General features: G+C 69.2%; 15 protein-coding genes and 1 CRISPR repeat array. Of the genes, 5 read left to right on the top strand and 10 right to left on the bottom strand.

All coding sequences use genetic code 11. From position 1 onward, the window contains the following. The first annotated feature begins 114 nt into the window (after nucleotides 1–114). Nucleotides 115–315: a hypothetical protein gene (locus O7632_RS16270; RefSeq protein WP_278115300.1), complete on the top strand. Its 201-nt coding sequence runs from the start codon at nucleotides 115–117 to the stop codon at nucleotides 313–315. Nucleotides 316–515: 200 nt separating this feature from the next. Here O7632_RS16270 and O7632_RS16265 read toward each other — a convergent pair whose 3' ends face one another. The 3 genes from O7632_RS16265 to O7632_RS16255 are packed head-to-tail and all read right to left on the bottom strand — an operon-like array spanning nucleotide 516 to nucleotide 5,444. Then, entirely contained in the window at nucleotides 516–3,764 is a 3,249-nt protein-coding gene (locus O7632_RS16265) for an ATP-binding protein (RefSeq protein ID WP_278115298.1), read from the bottom strand. After that, complete coding sequence (locus tag O7632_RS16260) at nucleotides 3,761–4,492, bottom strand: hypothetical protein (RefSeq protein WP_278115296.1); 732 nt, start codon at nucleotides 4,490–4,492, stop codon at nucleotides 3,761–3,763. The genes O7632_RS16265 and O7632_RS16260 overlap by 4 nt, the downstream gene beginning before the upstream one ends. A gap of 1 nt (nucleotide 4,493) precedes the next feature. Beyond that, nucleotides 4,494–5,444 (bottom strand): DUF559 domain-containing protein, encoded by a 951-nt coding sequence (locus O7632_RS16255; protein WP_278115295.1) that lies wholly within the window; start codon nucleotides 5,442–5,444, stop codon nucleotides 4,494–4,496. Between the two features lie 453 nt (nucleotides 5,445–5,897). Between O7632_RS16255 and O7632_RS16250 the strand changes: the two genes are divergently transcribed. The 4 genes from O7632_RS16250 (at nucleotide 5,898) to O7632_RS16235 (ending at nucleotide 12,872) form a co-directional block, all read left to right on the top strand. After that, nucleotides 5,898–6,725 carry a DUF5753 domain-containing protein gene (locus tag O7632_RS16250; protein WP_278115293.1) on the top strand — a complete coding sequence of 276 codons (828 nt, stop codon included), beginning with the start codon at nucleotides 5,898–5,900 and terminating at the stop codon, nucleotides 6,723–6,725. Beyond that, the gene (locus tag O7632_RS16245) at nucleotides 6,722–6,916 is read left to right on the top strand and encodes a DUF397 domain-containing protein (protein WP_278115291.1); all 195 of its coding nucleotides are present in this window, start codon (nucleotides 6,722–6,724) and stop codon (nucleotides 6,914–6,916) included. Before O7632_RS16250 ends, O7632_RS16245 begins: the two co-directional genes overlap by 4 nt. 127 nt (nucleotides 6,917–7,043) lie before the next feature. Next, nucleotides 7,044–7,867, top strand: a protein-coding gene (locus tag O7632_RS16240) for an IS5 family transposase (RefSeq protein WP_278119771.1) whose coding sequence is annotated in 2 segments (ribosomal slippage) — nucleotides 7,044–7,383 and nucleotides 7,383–7,867 — 825 coding nt in all. Because the reading frame shifts where the segments join, the coding sequence is not laid out codon by codon here. Between the two features lie 76 nt (nucleotides 7,868–7,943). Continuing rightward, nucleotides 7,944–11,821: direct repeats of the CRISPR family, unit length 36 nt; unit sequence GCCTCAATGAAGGGCAGCTCCCGAGAGAGCTGCGAC. A 535-nt stretch (nucleotides 11,822–12,356) separates the two neighbouring features. Further along, the gene (locus O7632_RS16235) at nucleotides 12,357–12,872 is read left to right on the top strand and encodes a Uma2 family endonuclease (protein WP_278115290.1); all 516 of its coding nucleotides are present in this window, start codon (nucleotides 12,357–12,359) and stop codon (nucleotides 12,870–12,872) included. A 365-nt stretch (nucleotides 12,873–13,237) separates the two neighbouring features. Here O7632_RS16235 and O7632_RS16230 read toward each other — a convergent pair whose 3' ends face one another. The 7 genes from O7632_RS16230 to O7632_RS16200 all read right to left on the bottom strand — a co-directional run bounded on the left by O7632_RS16230 (nucleotide 13,238) and on the right by O7632_RS16200 (nucleotide 20,315). Further along, a complete protein-coding gene (locus O7632_RS16230) occupies nucleotides 13,238–14,548 on the bottom strand; it encodes a hypothetical protein (RefSeq protein ID WP_278115288.1) in 1,311 nt (436 codons plus the stop codon). Between the two features lie 109 nt (nucleotides 14,549–14,657). Beyond that, the gene (locus O7632_RS16225; RefSeq protein WP_278115286.1) at nucleotides 14,658–15,827 is read right to left on the bottom strand and encodes an ABC transporter permease; all 1,170 of its coding nucleotides are present in this window, start codon (nucleotides 15,825–15,827) and stop codon (nucleotides 14,658–14,660) included. Continuing rightward, nucleotides 15,824–17,002 carry an ABC transporter permease gene (locus O7632_RS16220; protein ID WP_278115284.1) on the bottom strand — a complete coding sequence of 393 codons (1,179 nt, stop codon included), beginning with the start codon at nucleotides 17,000–17,002 and terminating at the stop codon, nucleotides 15,824–15,826. Before O7632_RS16220 ends, O7632_RS16225 begins: the two co-directional genes overlap by 4 nt. Nucleotides 17,003–17,004: 2 nt before the next feature. Further along, nucleotides 17,005–17,943 (bottom strand): ABC transporter ATP-binding protein, encoded by a 939-nt coding sequence (locus tag O7632_RS16215; protein ID WP_278115282.1) that lies wholly within the window; start codon nucleotides 17,941–17,943, stop codon nucleotides 17,005–17,007. Next, the gene (locus O7632_RS16210) at nucleotides 17,940–18,968 is read right to left on the bottom strand and encodes a right-handed parallel beta-helix repeat-containing protein (protein WP_278115281.1); all 1,029 of its coding nucleotides are present in this window, start codon (nucleotides 18,966–18,968) and stop codon (nucleotides 17,940–17,942) included. The genes O7632_RS16215 and O7632_RS16210 overlap by 4 nt, the downstream gene beginning before the upstream one ends. Nucleotides 18,969–18,973: 5 nt before the next feature. Continuing rightward, nucleotides 18,974–19,504, bottom strand: a complete 531-nt coding sequence (locus O7632_RS16205; RefSeq protein WP_278115280.1) for a 4'-phosphopantetheinyl transferase superfamily protein — start codon at nucleotides 19,502–19,504, stop codon at nucleotides 18,974–18,976. 31 nt (nucleotides 19,505–19,535) lie between these two features. Then, complete coding sequence (locus tag O7632_RS16200; protein WP_278115279.1) at nucleotides 19,536–20,315, bottom strand: alpha/beta hydrolase; 780 nt, start codon at nucleotides 20,313–20,315, stop codon at nucleotides 19,536–19,538. Nucleotides 20,316–20,322: the final 7 nt, after the last annotated feature.

The following is a 20,322-nucleotide window of genomic DNA, read 5'->3' as shown; positions in this document are numbered from 1 at the left end:
GACTAAGAATGTACTTGGTAGCGTAGAGCGCTCAACCCGACCTCATCACCTAGTCTCAGCGCTGTGGTACGGTCGCCATCGTACAGTCCAACGTCGAAAGTCGAGGTACCGCCTGTGCGCCAGCAGCCCTTGATCTCTATCAACGGGTCGAACGTCGGAGTGTTCGTACAGACCACCCCGGCCGATGCCACCGCTCCGCAAGCGCCGGAGAGCCCGAACGCTGACGGCACTCACGTACGCCGTGCAGGTGAGCTGGTTTCGGTGCTGATCCCCGCGATGGCCGCCATCCGCAGCCTTGTCGGGCTCGGCAGATGACCGCGCACCAGGTGGCATGACGCCACCAGACACAGCCTGGCAGGTGCAGGTCGGGTTGCCGATCGCTCTGGAGTCGGCCAGACTGTAGACGCAGGTGGGGGTGCCCTTCATTAAGGCTTGGTCGCGCAATGCGCCCAACCTCTGAGCAGTTCGCTGCATCCCTTCCTGCACCTTCTCTCCTGCACCTTCTCCCCTTGACGTCACTCGGCCGACTCTTTGTTATGCGCTGGAGATGAAGGCTGCTGGGCGCGGGTGAGGACGTCTTCGGCGGTCAGTGGGCTGGCCGGGTGGTGGGTGAGGCAGAGCGGCGTACGGGTCTTGCGGAACGGTTGCCCCTCGACCGCGACGTAGAACTGTCCGCTGGTCAGCTGCGATATGTCCGGCACGTCACCGCCTTTGAAGCGGGCCATCTCGCGGGCCGCTTCGATGTGCACCGGAGCGTTGAGCAGCCCGAAGAACTGGGTCGCCGCGTTACCGGGGATCTGACTGTGCAGGCCCTTCGGTGCCTGGGTGGCGAAGACCAGGCCGAGGCCGTACTTACGGGCCTGGGAAGCGAGCATCAGTGTGCTGCGGGTGCAGGGCGTGATCGGCCCGGAGGGCGCGAGGGTCTGCGCCTCGTCCATCACCAGCAGACCGCCCAGCGGTCGGTCACCGGCCGGGTTCCGCTTGATCCAGGAGAACAGCGCCAGCTGCAGCTGGTTGACGAAGCCCTGCCGTTTCTCCTCGCCGTGCAGTCCGATGAAGCTGATCACGGAGACGCGGGCGCGTTTACCCGGAGCCGGGGTGAGCAGCGTTCCGGGGTCGGCAGACTCCCCCGTACCGCCGAACATCGGGTCGTTGATCCGCGCCGCCTCCAGGTTTTCGGCGAGGTCGGCGGCGATCGCTACCGCTCCGGTCAGCTCGCTCACCCCGTCCGGCAGATCGCGGAGCAGCGCGATCAGCCCGGTGAGGGTCGACGTGTCAGCGTGTCGGCCGTAGTGGCGCAGCGCCTGCCGCAGTACGGCCTGTCCACGCATCGCCTTGGCGGTGTTGGCGGCCACCTTGGCGCGCGGGGCCAGGGCGTCGACGGCGCTGTCCACTGCCTGGGTGAACTCGTCCGGATCGTCGTTGACGCCAGAAAAGTCGGGAAGCGGCTGGAACGTCAACGGTCGGCCACCCTCGCGGCCCGGCGTCCACACCACGACGTCGGTTGCGTCAAGGTAGTCGGCGGCGGCCCGCGCGTCGCCGTCACCCCACGCGGCCGGCTGCTCCGGCCACGGGTCGCCGAGCCGCGCCAGGTCGTTGTTGGGGTCCAGGACGATCGCGGATACGCCGAGCAGCGCGCACTCCTCGACCAGTCGCCGGATCAGGACGGTCTTGCCGGATCCGGAGCCGGCGTAGACGGCGATGTGCTTGCGCAGCGCGGCCAGTTCCACCCGTACGGGATCGCCGTTGTCGAAGTCGACGCCGACCCGCAGCCGCACCCCGGGTCCGTCGGCGGCCGGTTCGCGATCGGGTACGACGCCGGCCGGTTCAACGGTCGGTTGTTCGTCGGCGGCCGGTTCGCGGACGGCGTCGGCGAGCGCGGTCGACAACAAGGCGGTACGGGAGGCGGGACGCCGGTCCGCCAGCCAGGCCTGCAGTCCGTCCGGTTCCTCGGCGAGCAACGCGTGCAGCGCGACCAGGCTGCGCAGGTCGTCGTCAGTGACCGGCAGCGTCCGGCCACCGGCGGCGACGAAATCGTCCACCGCCTTGCGTACGGCAGGTGTTCGTGGCCACTCGTCGTTGCGCAGGATGAACAGTCGCCGGTTGGCGACCCCGTGGGCCAGCCCGGCGGCGACGCAGGCGTTGCGCAGCCGGGCCAGCTCGCCGTTGTAGTGCTGCGCGGCGATGGCCCGAAACGCCCAGTGGGCCTCGTCGCCGGTCGTGTCGTCGAGGGTGCGTCGCAGCCGGGCGTGCAGCACCGGCCGGCGGGCCGGGATGGTGTCCTGGTCGAAGTCGGTGTCCGCGCTTTCCCAGGTCCACGCGCGCAGCCCGGCGGCGAGCAGCTGCGGCACCTGGGTGTCCTCGTTGGCCGGGTCGAGCAGTCCGGCGGTGTCTGCCTTCGCGCGCAGTTCGGCGTACCGCTGATCGAGCCTGCCCAACGGCGAGCCGTCAGCTGTCGGTGTCGTCGGCGTACGTGTCGACGACGTCGGCTTCCCGGCAGTCGGCTTCCCGGCAGTCGGCTTCCCGGCAGTCGGCTTCCCGGCGGCGGCCGGAGTGAGCGTGGTGAGCGTGGTCATCTCGGTGACCTGGCCGTCGCGTACGCACGCGCGAATGTGCTTCTCGACGTTGATGAGCAGCTGCCGTGGGGTGAAATCCGGGGCGTCGGCGAACGCTTCGGGTCGCACCGGCCAACTCGGGTACGGCGGCACGAACCCGACGTCGGCATAGTGCGCCGCGAGTCGGCGTTCGACCAGGGTGCGGCCGAGGTCGGCGTCCGGGATCGATTCGAGCGGTGCGGTTTCCCGGAACCGGTCCTGGGCGGTGTCGACGGCGTGGCTCTTGATCAACGCCCAGGAAACGGGCAGCAACGACAGCACCGTCAGCGTCCGTTGGGTCAGCTCCCGTAGCTCCATCAGACCGCTGGCGACCTGGTCGATCGAGACCGCTGCCCGCCAGCCGTCCTCCTCCGCACCGGTGCTGGGCGGCCCGGATACGTGGCTGCGGTTGGCGACCTGCGCGATCAGGCCGTCGACCTGGTCGACCGCGATGACCGACGGGCCGGTCAGCGCCAGCAGGCGTGACACATCCGAGACGATCTCCTGCGGCAGCCGCCGGGCCGGCCGGATCCCCCAGGCGGCCCGTTCACCGGGCTCCGCCTCGTCGCCGGCGAGCAGCCACGAGTTGGCGACGTCTTGGGCTCGCGGGTCGATGCCGGCGAGCAGGGTCAGCGCGCGGGCGGTGTCCCGGCAGCCGATCCCGATCCGGCGGTGGGACCAGGTCAGGGCGGCCACGAACTCGTTGAGCCGGTCCACGGTCATCGGGGCCCGGCCGGTCACCGCCATCCGGGTCACCACGGACAGTTCGAGGCCGTCGGCGAGTCGGTGCAGGAACATCTGCAGCTGGGTGGTGCCGTCGTCGTCCACCGGCTGGTGCAGGCCGTCGACGATCGACACTGCGGCGCTGCGCCAGAAGGCGTTGGCGTCGAGCAGGTTGATCAGGAAGAAGTAGCCGCCGTCGAGCTGGGTCAGCTCGCGGACCCGGCTGAGCAGATGGGTCTTGCCCGCGCCGCGTTGGCCCTGCACGGCGACACCGATAGGGCTGGTGTCCCGGCTTTTCTTGGCCAGTGCCAGGCCGTCGAGGATGGTCCGGAGCACGTCCGTGTGCAGCCCGTCGACGTGGGACGCCGCCGGCCGCCAGACGTCGTTCATGGTCGGGGTGTAGCTGAACTGCAGATGGGTGAGTGCTTTCAGCGCCGCTTCGGTCATGATGCCGCCATGGTGATCATGTGCTTGGGCTGGTCACCGACCACGACGGCGGCGGCCCGGGTCCGTGCGTCGAGGGCCTTCTGGTTGGCTTCCGGCACGAGGGTGACACCGGGTCGGCGGTGCAGCCGGCGCAGGGCCGCGTCGACGTCGGCCGGGTCGAGGTCGACGACCAGGTCGCGCAGGTCGGCAAGGTTGACCAGGTCGCCGGTCCGGGGTGCGAGTTTGTGGTACGCCGCCCGTACCCGCTCCTCGACGGCAGGCTCGTCCAACGCCGGCCCGTCCAACGCCGGCCCGTCCAACGCCGGCTCGGCGCTTGTTGGCTCGGCAGCCGCCGACGCGGCGGGCACGGCCGGTAGGTCCTCGGCGACCGGCGCGTTCGAGGCGGTCACGAAGTCACCGAGGCTGAGCCCCCGGGCGGTGAGGAAACGATCCACCGTCAGCAGGAGTGCGTAGAGCGCGCCACCCATAGGCCCCGACCGTGGTGGCGGCGATCCGGCGGCGAATTCGGCGCGGCAACGATCCCGACCCGCCTCGGTCAGCCGCAGGACGAGCCGGCGAGGGGTGCCCCCGACCTTGATCAGTCTCAATTTTTCCAGCTTCTCGCGCGAACGCTTCTCCAGCTTGCAGCCATGCTCCTGGGCGAGCTTCACGTTCAGCGCTTCGCCGGCCTCGGTGAGGAGAATGAAGAGAGCGGCCGTCTCCACCGAGGTCAACTTCTCGTCCGACATGTCAGGGTCCTTTTCTGATACGGCGACGGGTGGCGAGGAACTGCTGCAGGAGCACGAGCACGTTGTCGATGTCGTCGAGCACCTGGGTGTTGGTGAAACGGAGTACGGCGTACCCGTTGATCTGGAGCATCACGTCGCGGTGCCGGTCCTCGGTGAACTTCGCCGGCGTACGGTGGTCGTCTCCGTCGATCTCGACGACGCACCGTTCCCGTTTCCACAGCAGGTCGACCCGGACGGGGTTGACCAGCGGACCCGGTCTGATGGTGTGGTTCCAGGCGCGGCCGGCCGCCCAGGTCCGGCGGGCCAAGGCGGCTTCGAGCACCACCTCGGCGCGACTGCTCGGATGCGGCCTGCCGACGACGTCCCTCGTCCGTCGGGTTCCGGCGCGCGGTTCACGACGCGGCCGGGCCACCGACGGAGGCTCCGTCGCACGCGGCTGGCTCTCGATGCCGTACGGCGAATCGCTGTCGATCCATACAGTCAGCCGACCGTGGTCGACCAGCCACTGCGCCGCCTGGGCCAGCGCCAGCGTGGCCGCCTCGTCAAGATGATCGGGCGGCCGTAGCACCAACGCGCACGCCGGCCGGCCGAAGCTGGCCGCGATGACCCGGGCCAGCCCGCGTGCCCGTACCTCCGGCGGATGCCGCCGGGTGTGGGCCGCCGACCCGGTGAGCGCGGCGGCCGCCAGGTCCGCGAGGAACGGGCCGGACTGGCCGGTCGCGGCGGCGTGGGCGACAGCGAGCCTGCGTACGGCGACCGGCGCGGCACCGGCAGACGTCGTGATCCCTTCGGCTCCGGGCAGCCAGGCGGGGAAAAGCTGGCCGGCGGTCGCCTCCAGCTCGTCGAGGACGGCGGCGACGGTCGCCTGCTGGCCCGACAACCCGGCGGTACGGTGAACGACGACCGCCGGAGCATCAGTTGCTGTCAATAATCCCTGTTCCCAGTCACTCACGCGTAGGTGCCTGATCCACACCACCTGACCAGTTGGGACCTGCGAGAGCGAATAGACCAACGACCCGCCTAACGTGAGAAGTCGGCACCCATAGTGGCGAAGCGGTGATCGGATCGGCAATCATCCGAACGTCGGTGTATCGCCGCCGCCTGGCACCAGCCGTGACCTGATCAAGGGGCGTCACGTCAGCCCACCGGCAGGATCGAATGAGCGGTGCGGATGATCGGCCGGCTTGGCGACCGCCGCTCAGCTTTGATCAACTTTCTCAGCGAACCCGCGTCGATTCCACCCTGGTGGCGGACCACATTTTCCGCCCGCGTACGGCACACTCGATCGTGGACGCCGATCTGTCACAGCTCTGACGTGCGAATTCGGCGGCCAACCCGGTCCGGTGTTTCATTTTGAAACATCGGCATGGGTGGTGGGTGTGTCGGACGAAAGGAAGGTGAAGCGATGCCGGTCACCGGACCGACTGTGGTGCGCCGTCAGCTGGGGCGACGACTGCGCCGACTGCGCGAGGAGGCGGCCCGCACCGAGCAGGAAGTGGAGCGGGCCAAGGTCTGTTCCCGTACGACGTTGTGGCGCATCGAGAACGGCAAGTTCCCGGTGAAGATGAACACGGTCCGGGGTCTGTGCTGGTTCTACGGTGCCGACCCGGAGACGACGGACGCGTTGACCCGCCTGGCCGCCGCGTGTGACGAGCACGGTTGGTGGGAGTCGCACGGTGACGCCGTACCGGATTGGTTTCAGCTCTATCTCGGCCTCGAAGCCGCCGCCACCGAGATCCATCTGTATGACCCTGAGCTGATCCACGGTCTACTCCAGACGCCGGACTACATGCGCGCCGTGTTCCGGGCGGCCGACCGGCAGGCATCCGAGCAGCAGATCGAGCGGCTGGTGTCGCTGCGGCTCGATCGGCAGATTTCCTACTACGACCGGGCCGATCCGGCGAGGATCGTCGCGGTCCTCGGTGCTGGCGCGTTGGCCCGTGAGGTCGGCGGCCCGGCGGTGATGGCCGAGCAACGCGCCCACCTGGCCAGCGTGGGTCGACGGGTCCGGGTGGAGATCCGCGTCCTGCCGTGGTCCGCCGGTGCCCACGCCGCGATGGTCAGCCCGTTCATTCTGCTCGACTTCGCCGACCCCGACGACCCCGACATCGCCTACGTCGAGTCCCATGTGGGCGCTCGCTACCTGGAGCGTCCGGACGAGTTGGCCGAGTACCGTCGAATTTTCCGCGAGGTCCGCGAGCAGTCGATCCCGATCGAGGAGCACCTGCGATGAAGCCCGACACCCCCTGGTTCACCTCCAGCCGCAGCGGCGGCAACGGCGGAGCGTGCGTCGAGGCCCGCCGGCACGCCGGCCACGCCGAGGTACGCGACAGCAAGGACCGCACCGGCCCCACCCTGACGTTCAGCACTTCCCAGTGGGGCACCTTCACCACCGCCCTGCAGTCCGGCACCCTCCCCCACTGACCCAACCCACGACGGTGGGGTCGCCTCGGGTACCCCGAGGCGACCCCACCGCCCCGTCCGCACTTAGACCGTGTGTCGTTTGGGGTTGTTGAAGTTCAAGGTCATTCGTTGACGTGGTGTGGATGACGTGGAGAAGTACTGCCCCGACGCGTTGTGGCACCTCGCGCGGCCGTTGCTGCCGCCGCACCCGGAAAGGCACCAGGGCGGCGGCCGGCGGCGGACCGATGACCGGGCGATGCTCGCGGCGATCCTGTACGTACTGGAGTCCGGCTGCTCGTGGCGCAAGCTGCCCGCCTCGTTCCCGGTCCACTGGCGCACCGCGCACCGCCGGTTCGCCGAATGGGTCGAGGCCGGGGTGATGACCGCCCTGCACCGGGCGACGCTCGATGTCCTCGGCGCGGCCGGGCGGATCGACTGGTCGAGGGTGAGTGTCGACAGCATGCACGTACGCGCGGTGAAAAGGGGGACCTGACCGGGCCCAGCCCGGTGGACCGGGGCAAGCCCGGCTCCAAGATCCACGCCATGAGCGACCGGGGCGGGTTGCCGCTGCACGTGGGCGTCTCCGCCGCGAACCTCAACGACCACCGGATGCTCGAGGACATGGTCGACGGCGTCACACCAGTGCGTCAACCGGTCGGCCGGCCGCGTCGACGACCGGCCAAACTCCACGGCGACAAGGGCTACGACTACCCCGAATGCCGCGACCTGCTGCGCGCACGCGGCATCGTCGCACGGATCGCGCGCAAGGGCGTCGAGTCGTCGAAGCGGCTGGGCCGGCACCGCTACGTCATCGAACGCTGCCTCGAGTGGATGACCCGGTTCCGACGGCTGGTCCGCCGCTACGACCGCAAGGCTTCCCACTACCTCGGATTCCTCCACCTGGCATGCGCTCTGATCTGCTACCGCCGCGCCGACCGACTCAACCTGTTGACCAGCAACAACCCCTACTGACACACGGTCTTAACGATTGACAGCTCTCAAGAGCCGCGACCGGCGTGGTCCTACCCACCCACGCCACCATCCCCCTGCCTTGATGAAGGGCAGCTCCCGAGAGAGCTGCGACAGGGCGAGTAGCGCCGGGTTGCACGGGTTGAGGGTCATGCCTCAATGAAGGGCAGCTCCCGAGAGAGCTGCGACGGCCGGTCGCCGTGGTGCCGCCCGCCACCCTCAAGCGGCCTCAATGAAGGGCAGCTCCCGAGAGAGCTGCGACCGCAGGAGTCCTGATGCCCCTGCCCCCGCGCAAGTGCCCGCCTCAATGAAGGGCAGCTCCCGAGAGAGCTGCGACCTGTCGGCGCTATCACGGTGTGCCAGCGGCCCGGGCCTCAATGAAGGGCAGCTCCCGAGAGAGCTGCGACAGCGCGCCCCGGTGGAGCGCTGAGACGGACCCCCGGAGGGGCCTCAATGAAGGGCAGCTCCCGAGAGAGCTGCGACTGGGTGCGGGCTGGTCGTGGTACGGGTTGAAGTCGGTCTGGCCTCAATGAAGGGCAGCTCCCGAGAGAGCTGCGACGGATGGAGCTGGACGTCAGCACTGCCGGCAACTCGCCTCAATGAAGGGCAGCTCCCGAGAGAGCTGCGACCGACCAGGTCGCCACCCACGCGTCGACATCCGACGCCCGGCCTCAATGAAGGGCAGCTCCCGAGAGAGCTGCGACGACCCTCGATCGGACACCCGGATCGCGGCTGAGCGGCCTCAATGAAGGGCAGCTCCCGAGAGAGCTGCGACGCCTCCGCGAGTGTCCCGACCCGACCCTCCAGGTAGGCCTCAATGAAGGGCAGCTCCCGAGAGAGCTGCGACTCCCGGCGAGCAGCGTGTCCACGTCGGCCCGGGGGTAGCCTCAATGAAGGGCAGCTCCCGAGAGAGCTGCGACGGCCCGCACTAGTTCGCCGGCGACCTCCTGCAGGCCTCAATGAAGGGCAGCTCCCGAGAGAGCTGCGACTTCGTCGCCGAGTGCGCATCACGTGGTGCACTCAACGACAGCCTCAATGAAGGGCAGCTCCCGAGAGAGCTGCGACGCGAGAAGATCGGCGGGCCCGTCGCTATGGTGCGGCCTCGCCTCAATGAAGGGCAGCTCCCGAGAGAGCTGCGACGCCTGATGCTGCTGCGTCTCGATCACCCAGCGCACCGGGCCTCAATGAAGGGCAGCTCCCGAGAGAGCTGCGACCGTTGGACCGGACCACCGCCCACGAACTCGCCCACCGGGCCTCAATGAAGGGCAGCTCCCGAGAGAGCTGCGACGTGACCGACACCTGCGCCAGCCGCAGATTCCGCTCGGCGCCTCAATGAAGGGCAGCTCCCGAGAGAGCTGCGACCCGTACCGAGGTTTGTGTACGACTGGCAGGACCAGCCTCAATGAAGGGCAGCTCCCGAGAGAGCTGCGACAACGCGCTGCGCCACCACCCCGCGCGGGTAGAGGTGCCTCAATGAAGGGCAGCTCCCGAGAGAGCTGCGACCTCCCACACCCCCGACGCCGGGGACTGCTCCCGCACCTCGCCTCAATGAAGGGCAGCTCCCGAGAGAGCTGCGACCTGCTGGTCGAGGTCGCCGAAGTCGACCGTCTTGGGGCCTCAATGAAGGGCAGCTCCCGAGAGAGCTGCGACGGACTCGTCCTCACCTCACGGCGACGCGGCTCCCAGGCCTCAATGAAGGGCAGCTCCCGAGAGAGCTGCGACACGAAGTACAGCGACGACGCGAACTGGGGCTACAGGCCTCAATGAAGGGCAGCTCCCGAGAGAGCTGCGACCCAGCACCGCCGGTACGCCGCGACCCTGCCGAACGCCGCCTCAATGAAGGGCAGCTCCCGAGAGAGCTGCGACATTTAATTACGATTCCAACATGATCGTAAAGTCAGCCTCAATGAAGGGCAGCTCCCGAGAGAGCTGCGACCGGGTCGACCGGAGCTGGTGTAGTGGTGCGGGAGATGCCTCAATGAAGGGCAGCTCCCGAGAGAGCTGCGACCGCCGCCACAGTGAGGGCATTCCGTGCGGCTGCGCCTCAATGAAGGGCAGCTCCCGAGAGAGCTGCGACGTTCGTATCCGATGTCGCGTACCTCGGCGACGGCGCCGAAGCCTCAATGAAGGGCAGCTCCCGAGAGAGCTGCGACCGGATATAACGAATATCGCTGGCGTTGCTGGCGTAAGCCTCAATGAAGGGCAGCTCCCGAGAGAGCTGCGACTGGCGTCGGTCACAGCTCGCACCCTTCGCATGGTTCGGTGCCTCAATGAAGGGCAGCTCCCGAGAGAGCTGCGACAGACGACCTCGGCCGCCGCCGATCCGATGTGAGGCCTCAATGAAGGGCAGCTCCCGAGAGAGCTGCGACAGACGACCTCGGCCGCCGCCGATCCGATGTGAGGCCTCAATGAAGGGCAGCTCCCGAGAGAGCTGCGACCACGGCCGGCGTGCTCGCCAACACCGACGCACGCGCCCAGCCTCAATGAAGGGCAGCTCCCGAGAGAGCTGCGACCGGCCGCGCCGTGGTGATCTCCTCCGGACACGACGAGCCTCAATGAAGGGCAGCTCCCGAGAGAGCTGCGACGTAGCGACCTGGCGCCGGCCGTGAAGCTGATCGACGAGCCTCAATGAAGGGCAGCTCCCGAGAGAGCTGCGACCTTGATCGCCGCATGGAGGCGACCCGATGGACACCGCCTCAATGAAGGGCAGCTCCCGAGAGAGCTGCGACGGTCTGCGCCAGCAGCGCCGGCGTCGACGCGGACGAGCCTCAATGAAGGGCAGCTCCCGAGAGAGCTGCGACGGGAGGTCCAGGGGTACGTCGTCGTCATGCCACTAGTGCCTCAATGAAGGGCAGCTCCCGAGAGAGCTGCGACCGGCGGCCGGCACCCACCATGCGCTGATCGTTCCGTAGCCTCAATGAAGGGCAGCTCCCGAGAGAGCTGCGACTTGGACATCTTGTGCGCGTCGAGCCCGAGCGACTCGCCTCAATGAAGGGCAGCTCCCGAGAGAGCTGCGACCGGTGTCGTCACCGCCGGGGCCGCGTTGGTCGCCGAGCCTCAATGAAGGGCAGCTCCCGAGAGAGCTGCGACTTGATACAACCTGCCGGTTGATTCGATGTTGGATAATCGGCCTCAATGAAGGGCAGCTCCCGAGAGAGCTGCGACCGGCGGCGGGCGCGGGTGAGCCGTCGGTCGCCGGTGGCGCCTCAATGAAGGGCAGCTCCCGAGAGAGCTGCGACGGTCCAGTGCCCCGCCGCCATCACCCACCGGCCAGGCCTCAATGAAGGGCAGCTCCCGAGAGAGCTGCGACCCGGTCGCGCCATCGTCCACCACCAGACTGATCACCTGGCCTCAATGAAGGGCAGCTCCCGAGAGAGCTGCGACTCCCTGCAGGTGCACCTGGGACCGTCGGAGCTGGGCCTCAATGAAGGGCAGCTCCCGAGAGAGCTGCGACCCCCTGACGGTCTGCTGCTCGGTTAGCAGGCGGGTGCCTCAATGAAGGGCAGCTCCCGAGAGAGCTGCGACCAGGACATCAACGCCGATGGCCTGATCGACATGAAGCCTCAATGAAGGGCAGCTCCCGAGAGAGCTGCGACTTCCGCCGGCGTCGGCCCCGGCGTACCGGCGATGCCTCAATGAAGGGCAGCTCCCGAGAGAGCTGCGACGCGAAGCACGGGCGCGGCAAGCGCTGGCGTGTCAGGCCTCAATGAAGGGCAGCTCCCGAGAGAGCTGCGACCGATCCGGCCACCCAGTTGGTGGCCAGGTTGCAGCCAGGCCTCAATGAAGGGCAGCTCCCGAGAGAGCTGCGACCGTCGCGCCAGGTGGCGGTCACCAGCGCGTCCGCCTCGCCTCAATGAAGGGCAGCTCCCGAGAGAGCTGCGACAACGGCACCATGCAGGACGCGATCGACGTCACCGGCGGGCCTCAATGAAGGGCAGCTCCCGAGAGAGCTGCGACAGGGTCCAAATCTTACCCCTCCTGACCTGCGGCGGAACAACCGCCCCGCGAGAGGTCCCCCGACAGAGGGCTCCCCGACCACCAAAAAGCCGCGATCGTCCACTATCGAACGGCATCTGAACAGGGAAAACAGCTCCGCGAGAGGTCCACGCTCACGGCCGTCACGACGGACCCCTCGCGGCGGGCAACGACAAGACGGACGAAGAGGCTACAAGATCGCCGGACCGTGCCCGGTGATCGGACGACCCTGACCGAACAAAGTCAAGCGACCGGCCGGCACGCTCCCGAAGCGTACCGAGGTCGCAGAAGAGGATCGAGTCCGTACCCTGGTTGATCATGTCGGTGAGCGCGGCCCGCGACCGCAGGACCTTCGCCGGACGGGCCCCATGCGAGCCAACGATCGCTATCGAGACACGACCGCCTGGGCCAGCGTCAGCTGACCACACAGCGGCTGGTCGCGCACGTCAAGCAGCGCCGGACGGCGTATTATGCGGGCATGAGTTCGGAGGCAGTCGGCAGGCACATGCCTACGGTGGTGACGCTCGACGACCTCACCGCGATGATGGCTGCGGACGAATCTCATCGATATGAGATCAGCCCCGAGGGAGCACTCTCGATCATGCCGCCGCCTGGGTACGCTCATGCGATCATCGCGACCCGGCTCACGGTGTGGCTTGCCTCCGCCGGTGTCCCGGCGGAGCGGATCGCCCAGGCGGTCGGACTGCGCATCCCAGGTCGCGGTGGCACGGTCGGTGGACGGATCCCCGACCCGGTCGTGTGGAGCAAGCCGCAGTCCGACGCCGTCTGGCTGCCGGTCGCAGACGTACTGCTCGTCGTCGAAATCATGTCGCCGGGTTCAGAAGGCATTGATCTGATCACCAAGCGTAATGAGTACGCGGCAGCCGGCATCCCGCAGTACTGGATCGTCGACCAGGATCCGGCCCAGACCGTCACCATGCATCGCCTGGCCGGTGATCGCTTCACGGTGCACGCGACGATGCCGCTTGCCTGGGTCCTCAACACCAGCCCGGACGAGCACGACCTCGGCTGACCGCTGACGAAGTCAACGCCGCCGACCAACGGGGCACCCTCACCACCGCCCTGCAGACCGGCGCTCTTCCCTGCTGACTCAACTCACCGGCTCAATTGGTACGGGTGACTCTGGAGGTCCAGAGTCACCCGCACCATCCTGCGCACACCTCAACGAAGGACAGCTCCCGAGAAAGCTGCGACCAACAGCCCCGACGACAATGCCGACCCTACCGGCATGCCTCAATGAAAGGGCGCAGCTCCCGAGAGAGCCGCGACCGGGTCAGCGTACCCTCGTGGCCGGCGGCGTACCCAGACCTCGGTCCAGGATCGAGTCCGTACTTGGTTGATCATGGCGCTTAGCGCGCCTAAAGCTGGCGTAGTCGCCTACCGTCCTCGAGTCCGGAGCTGGTCCTGGAGCCGTAGGTGCTCGGCGAACGCCTCCTGGCTGCCCAACGCGAGGTAGATCGCGTTGCGGTACGCGACCAAAGCCCACAGGTGCAGCTCGAAGTCGTCGATGTCGCCGAACGGCTCGGCCAGTGCCTTGCGTTGCCGCCGGTTGAGCACCCGCTCCGGGCGGTCGAGCAGATCACCGGTACGGCGCAGCGTGGCGAGGAAGGCGTCCACCGCCGCCTCGTAGCCGCCGCCAAGTGCGCTGAGCAGTCCGAACTCGAAGACGTGCAGCGCGGCCTCGGACTGCCAGTAACCAGGCGACGCGGCGTCCGGGCCGGGTACGATGTGGACGTTCATCGTGTGCCGGGCCTCGAACAGCAGCAGGATGCCACGGCCGCGTCGGCTCAACGGTGCGCTCCCGGTTGGCAGCCGCAGCGTACGGACCGGTTCACCGGACGACACGTCGAACGCCCCACGGAACGTCGGAAGCCGGCCCGTCGTCGGCTCAGGCATCAGGCAGGCGAAGCGGTGATACCGATACTCGTCCAGGCCGGCACCGCTCTGCTTGCGACCGGCAGCGGCCAGCAGGTCGAGCAGCGTGCTGGTGCTGGCCGGCTCACCGGGACGCAGCGCGAAGACCATCGCGTCCGACAGCGGCAGGGCGAGTGGGCAGCGCGCCAGGAACGCCCGGGTCGCCTCGGTTTCGGCCCGCCGGCCGGCGACCTCGTCGGCGGCGTCACGCCAGTCCCGGGCCACGCTGAGCCGGGCCGCGACGTCCCGGACGGCCGTGTCGGGGTCGGGATACCGCTGCTGTACGGCCAGCGGCAGCGGGTCGACCATGGTGAGCGGATCGCCGACGTCTGCAGTGTCGGAAGGTCTGCGATGGGCGGCGCAGTCAGCAGGGGTGTGCGGGTCACCGACGGCGGCGTGGCAGTCGCCGGCCCAGCTGGCCGACGGGTCCCACGCTCGCCGGCCGAACGCCATCGACGGCAGTCGTCCGGTGGCCAGGACCGCCTCGTACTGGGGTCGCGACCGCCCGAGGCGCAGCCCGTCGAGCGGCAGCACCGGTGCCAGCCGCGCGACGCCTTCGAGGATCGTGCAGTGCGGGCAGGCCGGCCCGGTCGGGTCGACGACCCGGTATCGGCGAGGATGATCGACGCCCGGCTGCTCCCACTGCACCCAGATCCGGCCGCCGGCTTCCAGGTTGAGATAGAGATAGGTTGACGCGTCCCGTTGTCGGGTGACCATCACCAGCTCATCGACAAACTCCCGCGTGGTGACGGTCCGCACCTCGTCGTCGGACATCCGGATCGCCTCTCGCGTCGGCTCCTCTGCGTACAGCCCGCAACCAGAAGCCCACATGCTATCGACGCCGACCAACCCAACCGGCCCGTCCTGTCCCGGTACGGCGTGGTCAGGTCGTGGACAGGGCGCGGCGGTGGAACACCAGCAGTGCCGCACCGAGCAGCCCGACCGCCATGGCGAGCAGCACCGCGACCTCGGTCGTCACGTCAGCGAGGCCGCGACCGGGGACCGTCACCGCCAGCAGGGCGTCCAACGCCCAGGCGTGCGGGGTGACGTAGCCGATCAGGTTCAGGGTCTCCCCCGCGACTTCCCGGGGCCAGAGGCAGCCGCCGAGCATGCCGAGGAAGATGCCGACCGGCGGGCCGATCGCCGGGGCCTGCGCGCCCGACCTGGCCAGGCTGCCGACCAGCATGGCGGCACCGGTGGCGACCAGGGCGAACGCGCCGACGACGACGGCGACGGCCAGCGGGTCCCCCCAGGACACGCCGAACAGCAGCGCGCTCACGACGATGATCAGGATCGCCTGGGTGATCGCCACGATGAACCGGCTCAGCGCCTCGCCGAGCAGGATCGCCGAACGGCGGACCGGGGCGCCGAGGCTGCGGCGGACCATGCCGAGGCGGCGGCTTTCCACCAGCGCGGCCGCGACCGCCATCGAGTTGACGAAGGTGAACAGGAGGACGTTGGCGGGTGCCGTGTAGGCGAAGCCGCGCGGCGTGGTGTCGCCGTCGTCGGCGGTCCGTACGGCCACCGACGCCGACTCCTGCCGTGCGGCCTCGACCAGCGCTTCGGCCTCCTGTGGGCTGGCACCGGCGGCTTCGGCGGCGCGCACCGCTTCCCGTACCGCCGAGATTTTGCCGACGGCGACGTCGAGCGCGCTGCGGGCGGCCATGCCGCTGCCGTTGGTCTGGGTGACGACCAGTTCCAGTTCGGATTCACCGGGGGTGATGACCAGGCCGGCGGCGAGCGCACCTTCTCGTACGTCGGCGCGTACCTGGGCCGGGTCGGCGATCCGCCGTACCTCCAGATCGGGTCGGGCGGTGAGCTCGCGCAGCACGGCGGCGGCGACCGGGTCGGAGTCTTGGGCGACCACCCCGACGGGGAGTTTTTCCTGCCCGGAGGCGCTGCCGCCGAGGGCCAGGCCGACGAAGGCGATCGTCACGAACGGCATGACGACCATGAAGAACAGGCCGACCCGGTCGCGTGACTGGCGCAGCAGGTTGGCGACGATCAGCGCCCGGACGGCCCGTGGCCGCGCCCTGACGGGCCGTGATCTCATCGGATGAGCCCTTTGCGGAAGCGGAGCACGGCCAGTGCCCCGGCGACGAACGCGATACCGGCCAGGACGGCGACCGGGGTCGCTACGGCGGTGACACCGTCGCTGGAGCCGGCCAGCCGGGCGAGCCCGGTGGAGGTCCAGCCGTTGGGGGTGACCATCGCCAGGCCCTGCAGCAGCTCCGGCAGGTCGTAGAGCGGCACGAGGCTGCCGCCGAGCAGCGCGAAGACGAACGCGATGCCGAGCACGAAGCCGTCGGCCTGCGAGTCGGTCCGGGCTCCGGCGGCGACCAGCATGACGATGGCGGTGGCGGCGAGCACGTGGGCGGTGCCGATAGCCAGCACACCGACCGGGTCGCCCCAGGTGGTGCCGAAGATCAGCACCGAAGACAGCCAGGTGGCGCAGAAGCTGGCCAGGGCGAGGAGGAAACCGACCAGGCCTTTGCCGAGGACGATCGCCGACGCCGGGATCGGCGCGGCCTGCAGGCGGCTGAGGGTGCCGAGTTGCCGGTCGGTGAGCAGGCTGCGGGCGCAGGTGCCGACGACGAAGAAGACGAACAGGGCCGCCATGCCGGAGCCGTAGTAGACGCCGAGGTCGACGGTGCCGCCGGAGACCGGGTCGCCGGCGAGGCTCAACGCCGGCCCGTCGGCGCCGTTCTCCTCGACGAACAGCTGCACCTCGTCGGCGGGTACGCCGGCCGCGAGCGACGCTTTGACGGCGAGGGTACGGGCGTCGACCAGGGCCGAGATGCGGTCGACCATGCTGCTGGCGACGACCCCGGCCAGCGGCGCCTCGGGTGAACGCAGCACCCGGACCTCGCCGCCGTCGCCGGCCCGTACGCTGTCGCTGAACCCGGCGGGGAAGACGATCGCCGCGCCGATCTCGCCGTCGTCGAGGTCGCGGCGGGCGTCGGTTTCGTCGGCGTACGACCGCAGGGTCAGGATGCCGTCGAGTTCGTCGGCGGCGAGGGCTTCGCGTCGTACGCTGGCCGGGAACTCGCCGCCGTCGAGGTCGACGATGCCGACGGTCGCCCGCAGCGGTGGGTCGTCGCCGCCGAGGGCCAGCGCGAACATCGAGGCGAGGGCGACCGGTGCGACGAACGCGATCAGGATGGCGGTGCCGTCCCGCAGCCGGGTACGCAGTTCGTGCGCGGCGATCACCAACAAGGCGCGGATCATGCTCAGTCCCGCAGTTTGTTGCCGGTGAGGTGCAGGAACGCCGCTTCCAGGTCGGGTTCGGACACCTCGACGCCGGTGATGGTCGCGGTGTCGCCGACGGCGGCGATGATCGCCGGTAGCAGGTGCCGGCCGCCGGTGGCGAGTAGCCGGACGGTGGTCGCTCCGGTGACCAGGGCTTCGGTCACCCCGTCGACGGTACGGAGGGCGTCGGCCGCGCCGTCGACGTCGCCGTCGAGGACCAGTTCGATCCGGTCGGATTCGCCGACCCGGGAGACCAGCTCGCGGCGGGTCCCTTCGGCGACGACCCGACCGTGGTCGATGATGCCGACCCTGCGGCACACCCGTTCCACTTCTTCCATGTAGTGCGAGGTGTAGAGCAGGCTCATGCCGTCGGCGACGAGCCGCTCGACGCCGTCGAGGATGGCGATGCGGCTCTGCGGGTCGACGCCGACGGTCGGCTCGTCGAGGATCAGCACCGTCGGCTCGTGCAGCAGGGCGACGCCGATGTTGAGCCGGCGTTTCATGCCGCCCGAGTAGGTTTCCACCCGGTCGCCGGCCCGGTCGGCGAGACCGACGAAGTCCAGGACGTCGTCCATGCGCTGGTGGAGCCGACGGCGGGGCAGCCCGTACAGGCGGCCGAAGTAGCGCAGGTTCTCCCGAGCCGTCAGCTCCGGATACAGCGCGATCTCCTGCGGTACGTAGCCGACCAGCGACTTGGCGGCGATCGGGTCCGCCGCCAAGTCGTGGTCACCGATCCGGACCGAGCCGGCGTCCATCCGCAACAGTCCGACCAGCATCGAGATGGTCGTGGTCTTGCCGGCCCCGTTCGGGCCGAGCAGGCCGTACGCCTCCCCCGGCTCGATGAAGAAGCTGATGTCGTCGGCGGCGAGGTGCTCGCCGTACCGTTTGGTCAGCCCTTCGCAGACGATCGTGGCGGTCACGGGACTTCCGGCGCGGTGCACCCGTCGATCTTCTCCGGCGCGGTCAGCGACGCCGTGTTGTTGGCCAGATGCTGGGACGGGATGCCGTCGGCGATCGCGATGTCCAGCGGGGCGTTGCCCAGCACCTCGTTCCAGAGCAGGTAGTTGTCGTACGGGTCGTCGCCGCCCCATTCCTTGGACGAGCCGACCACGACGGCGGCACCCATCACCGACGGGCCGCCCGGGTGGTGGCCACGGATCCGGTTGCCGACCGCTGTCACCCGGGTGGTGCCGATCATCGACAGGCCGACGCCGGAGATCGGCGGGCCGGCCGCGCCCAGACCCTCCGGGTTGCCGCCGCTGGCCAGGGTGTTGTCGTAGATGTCGTTGTCGGCGACGAGGCAGTCGCTGACGCCGCCGGGCAGCTCACCGGCGTAGACCTGGTTGAGCAGCAGCACACCGGCCGCGTTGCCGTGGCTGGTGCCGCGCAGCACCTTGACGAAGGACGAGTTGTCGACGAAGACGCCGAACGCGTTGGCGTAGGTCTCGCACTGGTTGATGTGGGCCCGCGCGGCCGGGCAGAAGCTGACGCCGATCCCGGCGTACTGGCTGCCGGAGGCTGTGCAGCGCAGCACCTCCAGCCCGCTGCTTTCCCGCAGGTAGATGCCCCAGACGGCGTTGCTCTCGGCGTGGACGTCCTCGAGGTGCACGTCGTGCGCGGAGTGGACGTAGACGCCGGCACCGGAGAAGCCGCGCACCGTCAGCCCTTGGACCCGCACATCCCGTACGCCGTCGCCGTGGATGCCGATGCCGTTGACCACGTCCGGCGGGGCGTCGTGCAGCGGCGGCAACTGCGCCGGCCGGACCTCGCCGGGTGTGATGACGGTGGCGCCGGCTCCCGCGCCGATCAGGGTGACACCGCTGTGCCGGATCCACAGGTTGCCGGGGTGTTCGCCGGCGGCGAGCCGGATGGTGGCACCCGGTCCGGCGGCGTCGAGCGCCTGTTGCACCGATTCGCCCGCAGCGACCAGCACCTCGTCGGTCATGTTCATCACCGTTCTTCTCGATTGTCGACAACCAGTAATGCCAACGCGATCACCGCGTCGCCGTGGCAGCCCCATCTGGCAACGCCGACGACCGGTGTCGTGGCCGCGTCGCCCGAGGTCAACCGGGCCAACGCGGCCCGGCGGCTGGCTCCCCGTACGTGGTGGACGACCTCGTGGCGCAGCGGCAAGTCGGTGACGGCACGTAGCCGTTCGGCGGCTTCGTCGAGCAGTTGCGCGACCGGACCGGTGGCTTCGTCGAGCAGCCGCGTGACCGGGCGGGCGGAATCGTCCCGTCGGCCGGTGACCGGGTCGAAGTCGTGCCAGCTGAACCCGGCCGGCCGGCCGCCGACGGCCTTGATCAGGCATTCCTTCATGGCCACGCTGGCCGTCACGGCGACGGCGTCGTCACCGGCGGCGGCCCGCTCGGCGGGGGTCATCACGTGCCGGGTGTAGCTGTCACCGAGGTCGGCGACCGCGCGAGCCACCCGGGAGACCTCGGCGATGTCCACGCCGACCAGCGCCGGCAGACCCGTCATGCCGCAGGCCCGGTCATAGCGCGAATCCTCGTCATACCGGCAGCCCCGCCCGCCGGCTCAGGAAGCCTTCCAGCACCGACGTGTACTCGTCGGGGCGTTCCGCCATCGGAATGTGGCCGCACTCCTCGACCACGACGAACTCGGTGTTCGGCCGCTCGGACAGCAGCGCCAGCCACGGGTCGATCGGGGTCATCCGGTCGTAGCGGCCCCACACGTACAGCGCCGGGCAGGGCACCTGGTCGACGGCCGGCGTGACGGCGAACCGCCGGGTCGCCTTGAGGCTACGGGCCATGCTGACCATCGCGGCCGGCTGGCGCAGCAGCTGCGCGGTCTGCTCGATCTGGTCCTCGGTGAAGTGCCGGCCCCGGTGGAACAGCGCGTCCAGCATCCGCTCGCGGAACTCCTCGCCGGCGAGCTGCACGCTGGCCCGACGGTCGATGTTGAGGCCGACGTCCGGGTCGGGGGTGAGCCCGGGTGCCCCGCTGACCACGATGCCGCGTACCCGGTCCGGGTAGCGGCTGGCCATGTCGATGGCGACGAGCCCGCCGAGCGAGTTCGCGCAGAGCACGAACTCGCCGATCCCGGCCGCGTCGACGGCGGCCAGCAGCTCCTCACCGAGCCGTTCGATCGATCCGGCGATCTTGCTGTCGAGGGCGCAGATCGCCTCCCGGGTCCGCAGCACACCCCGGCCGGAGCGCGCCAACGCCGTGTACGGGTGGTCCCAGATCCAACCGCCGGCGAACAGCGCCGACATGAAGACCACCGGAGGTCGGGCGTCGCCGGCCGGCTGATAGTCGAAGCTGAACGACATTTCTGGC

The sequence above is a fragment of the Solwaraspora sp. WMMD406 genome (genome assembly GCF_029626025.1).
Taxonomy (GTDB): Bacteria; Actinomycetota; Actinomycetes; order Mycobacteriales; family Micromonosporaceae; genus Micromonospora_E.
This window is presented reverse-complemented; position numbering and strand designations above follow the sequence as displayed.

What these genes read in the sequence shown, in the direction of transcription:
- O7632_RS16225 (WP_278115286.1), bottom strand. Translation starts at nt 15,827, where the DNA reads ATGAGATCACGGCCCGTCAGGGCGCGGCCACGGGCCGTCCGGGCGCTG.
- O7632_RS16230 (WP_278115288.1), bottom strand. Translation starts at nt 14,548, where the DNA reads ATGTCCGACGACGAGGTGCGGACCGTCACCACGCGGGAGTTTGTCGAT.
- O7632_RS16260 (WP_278115296.1), bottom strand. Translation starts at nt 4,492, where the DNA reads ATGTCGGACGAGAAGTTGACCTCGGTGGAGACGGCCGCTCTCTTCATT.
- O7632_RS16205 (WP_278115280.1), bottom strand. Translation starts at nt 19,504, where the DNA reads ATGACGGGTCTGCCGGCGCTGGTCGGCGTGGACATCGCCGAGGTCTCC.
- O7632_RS16250 (WP_278115293.1), top strand. Translation starts at nt 5,898, where the DNA reads ATGCCGGTCACCGGACCGACTGTGGTGCGCCGTCAGCTGGGGCGACGA.
- O7632_RS16220 (WP_278115284.1), bottom strand. Translation starts at nt 17,002, where the DNA reads ATGATCCGCGCCTTGTTGGTGATCGCCGCGCACGAACTGCGTACCCGG.
- O7632_RS16265 (WP_278115298.1), bottom strand. Translation starts at nt 3,764, where the DNA reads ATGACCGAAGCGGCGCTGAAAGCACTCACCCATCTGCAGTTCAGCTAC.
- O7632_RS16210 (WP_278115281.1), bottom strand. Translation starts at nt 18,968, where the DNA reads ATGACCGACGAGGTGCTGGTCGCTGCGGGCGAATCGGTGCAACAGGCG.
- O7632_RS16200 (WP_278115279.1), bottom strand. Translation starts at nt 20,315, where the DNA reads ATGTCGTTCAGCTTCGACTATCAGCCGGCCGGCGACGCCCGACCTCCG.
- O7632_RS16245 (WP_278115291.1), top strand. Translation starts at nt 6,722, where the DNA reads ATGAAGCCCGACACCCCCTGGTTCACCTCCAGCCGCAGCGGCGGCAAC.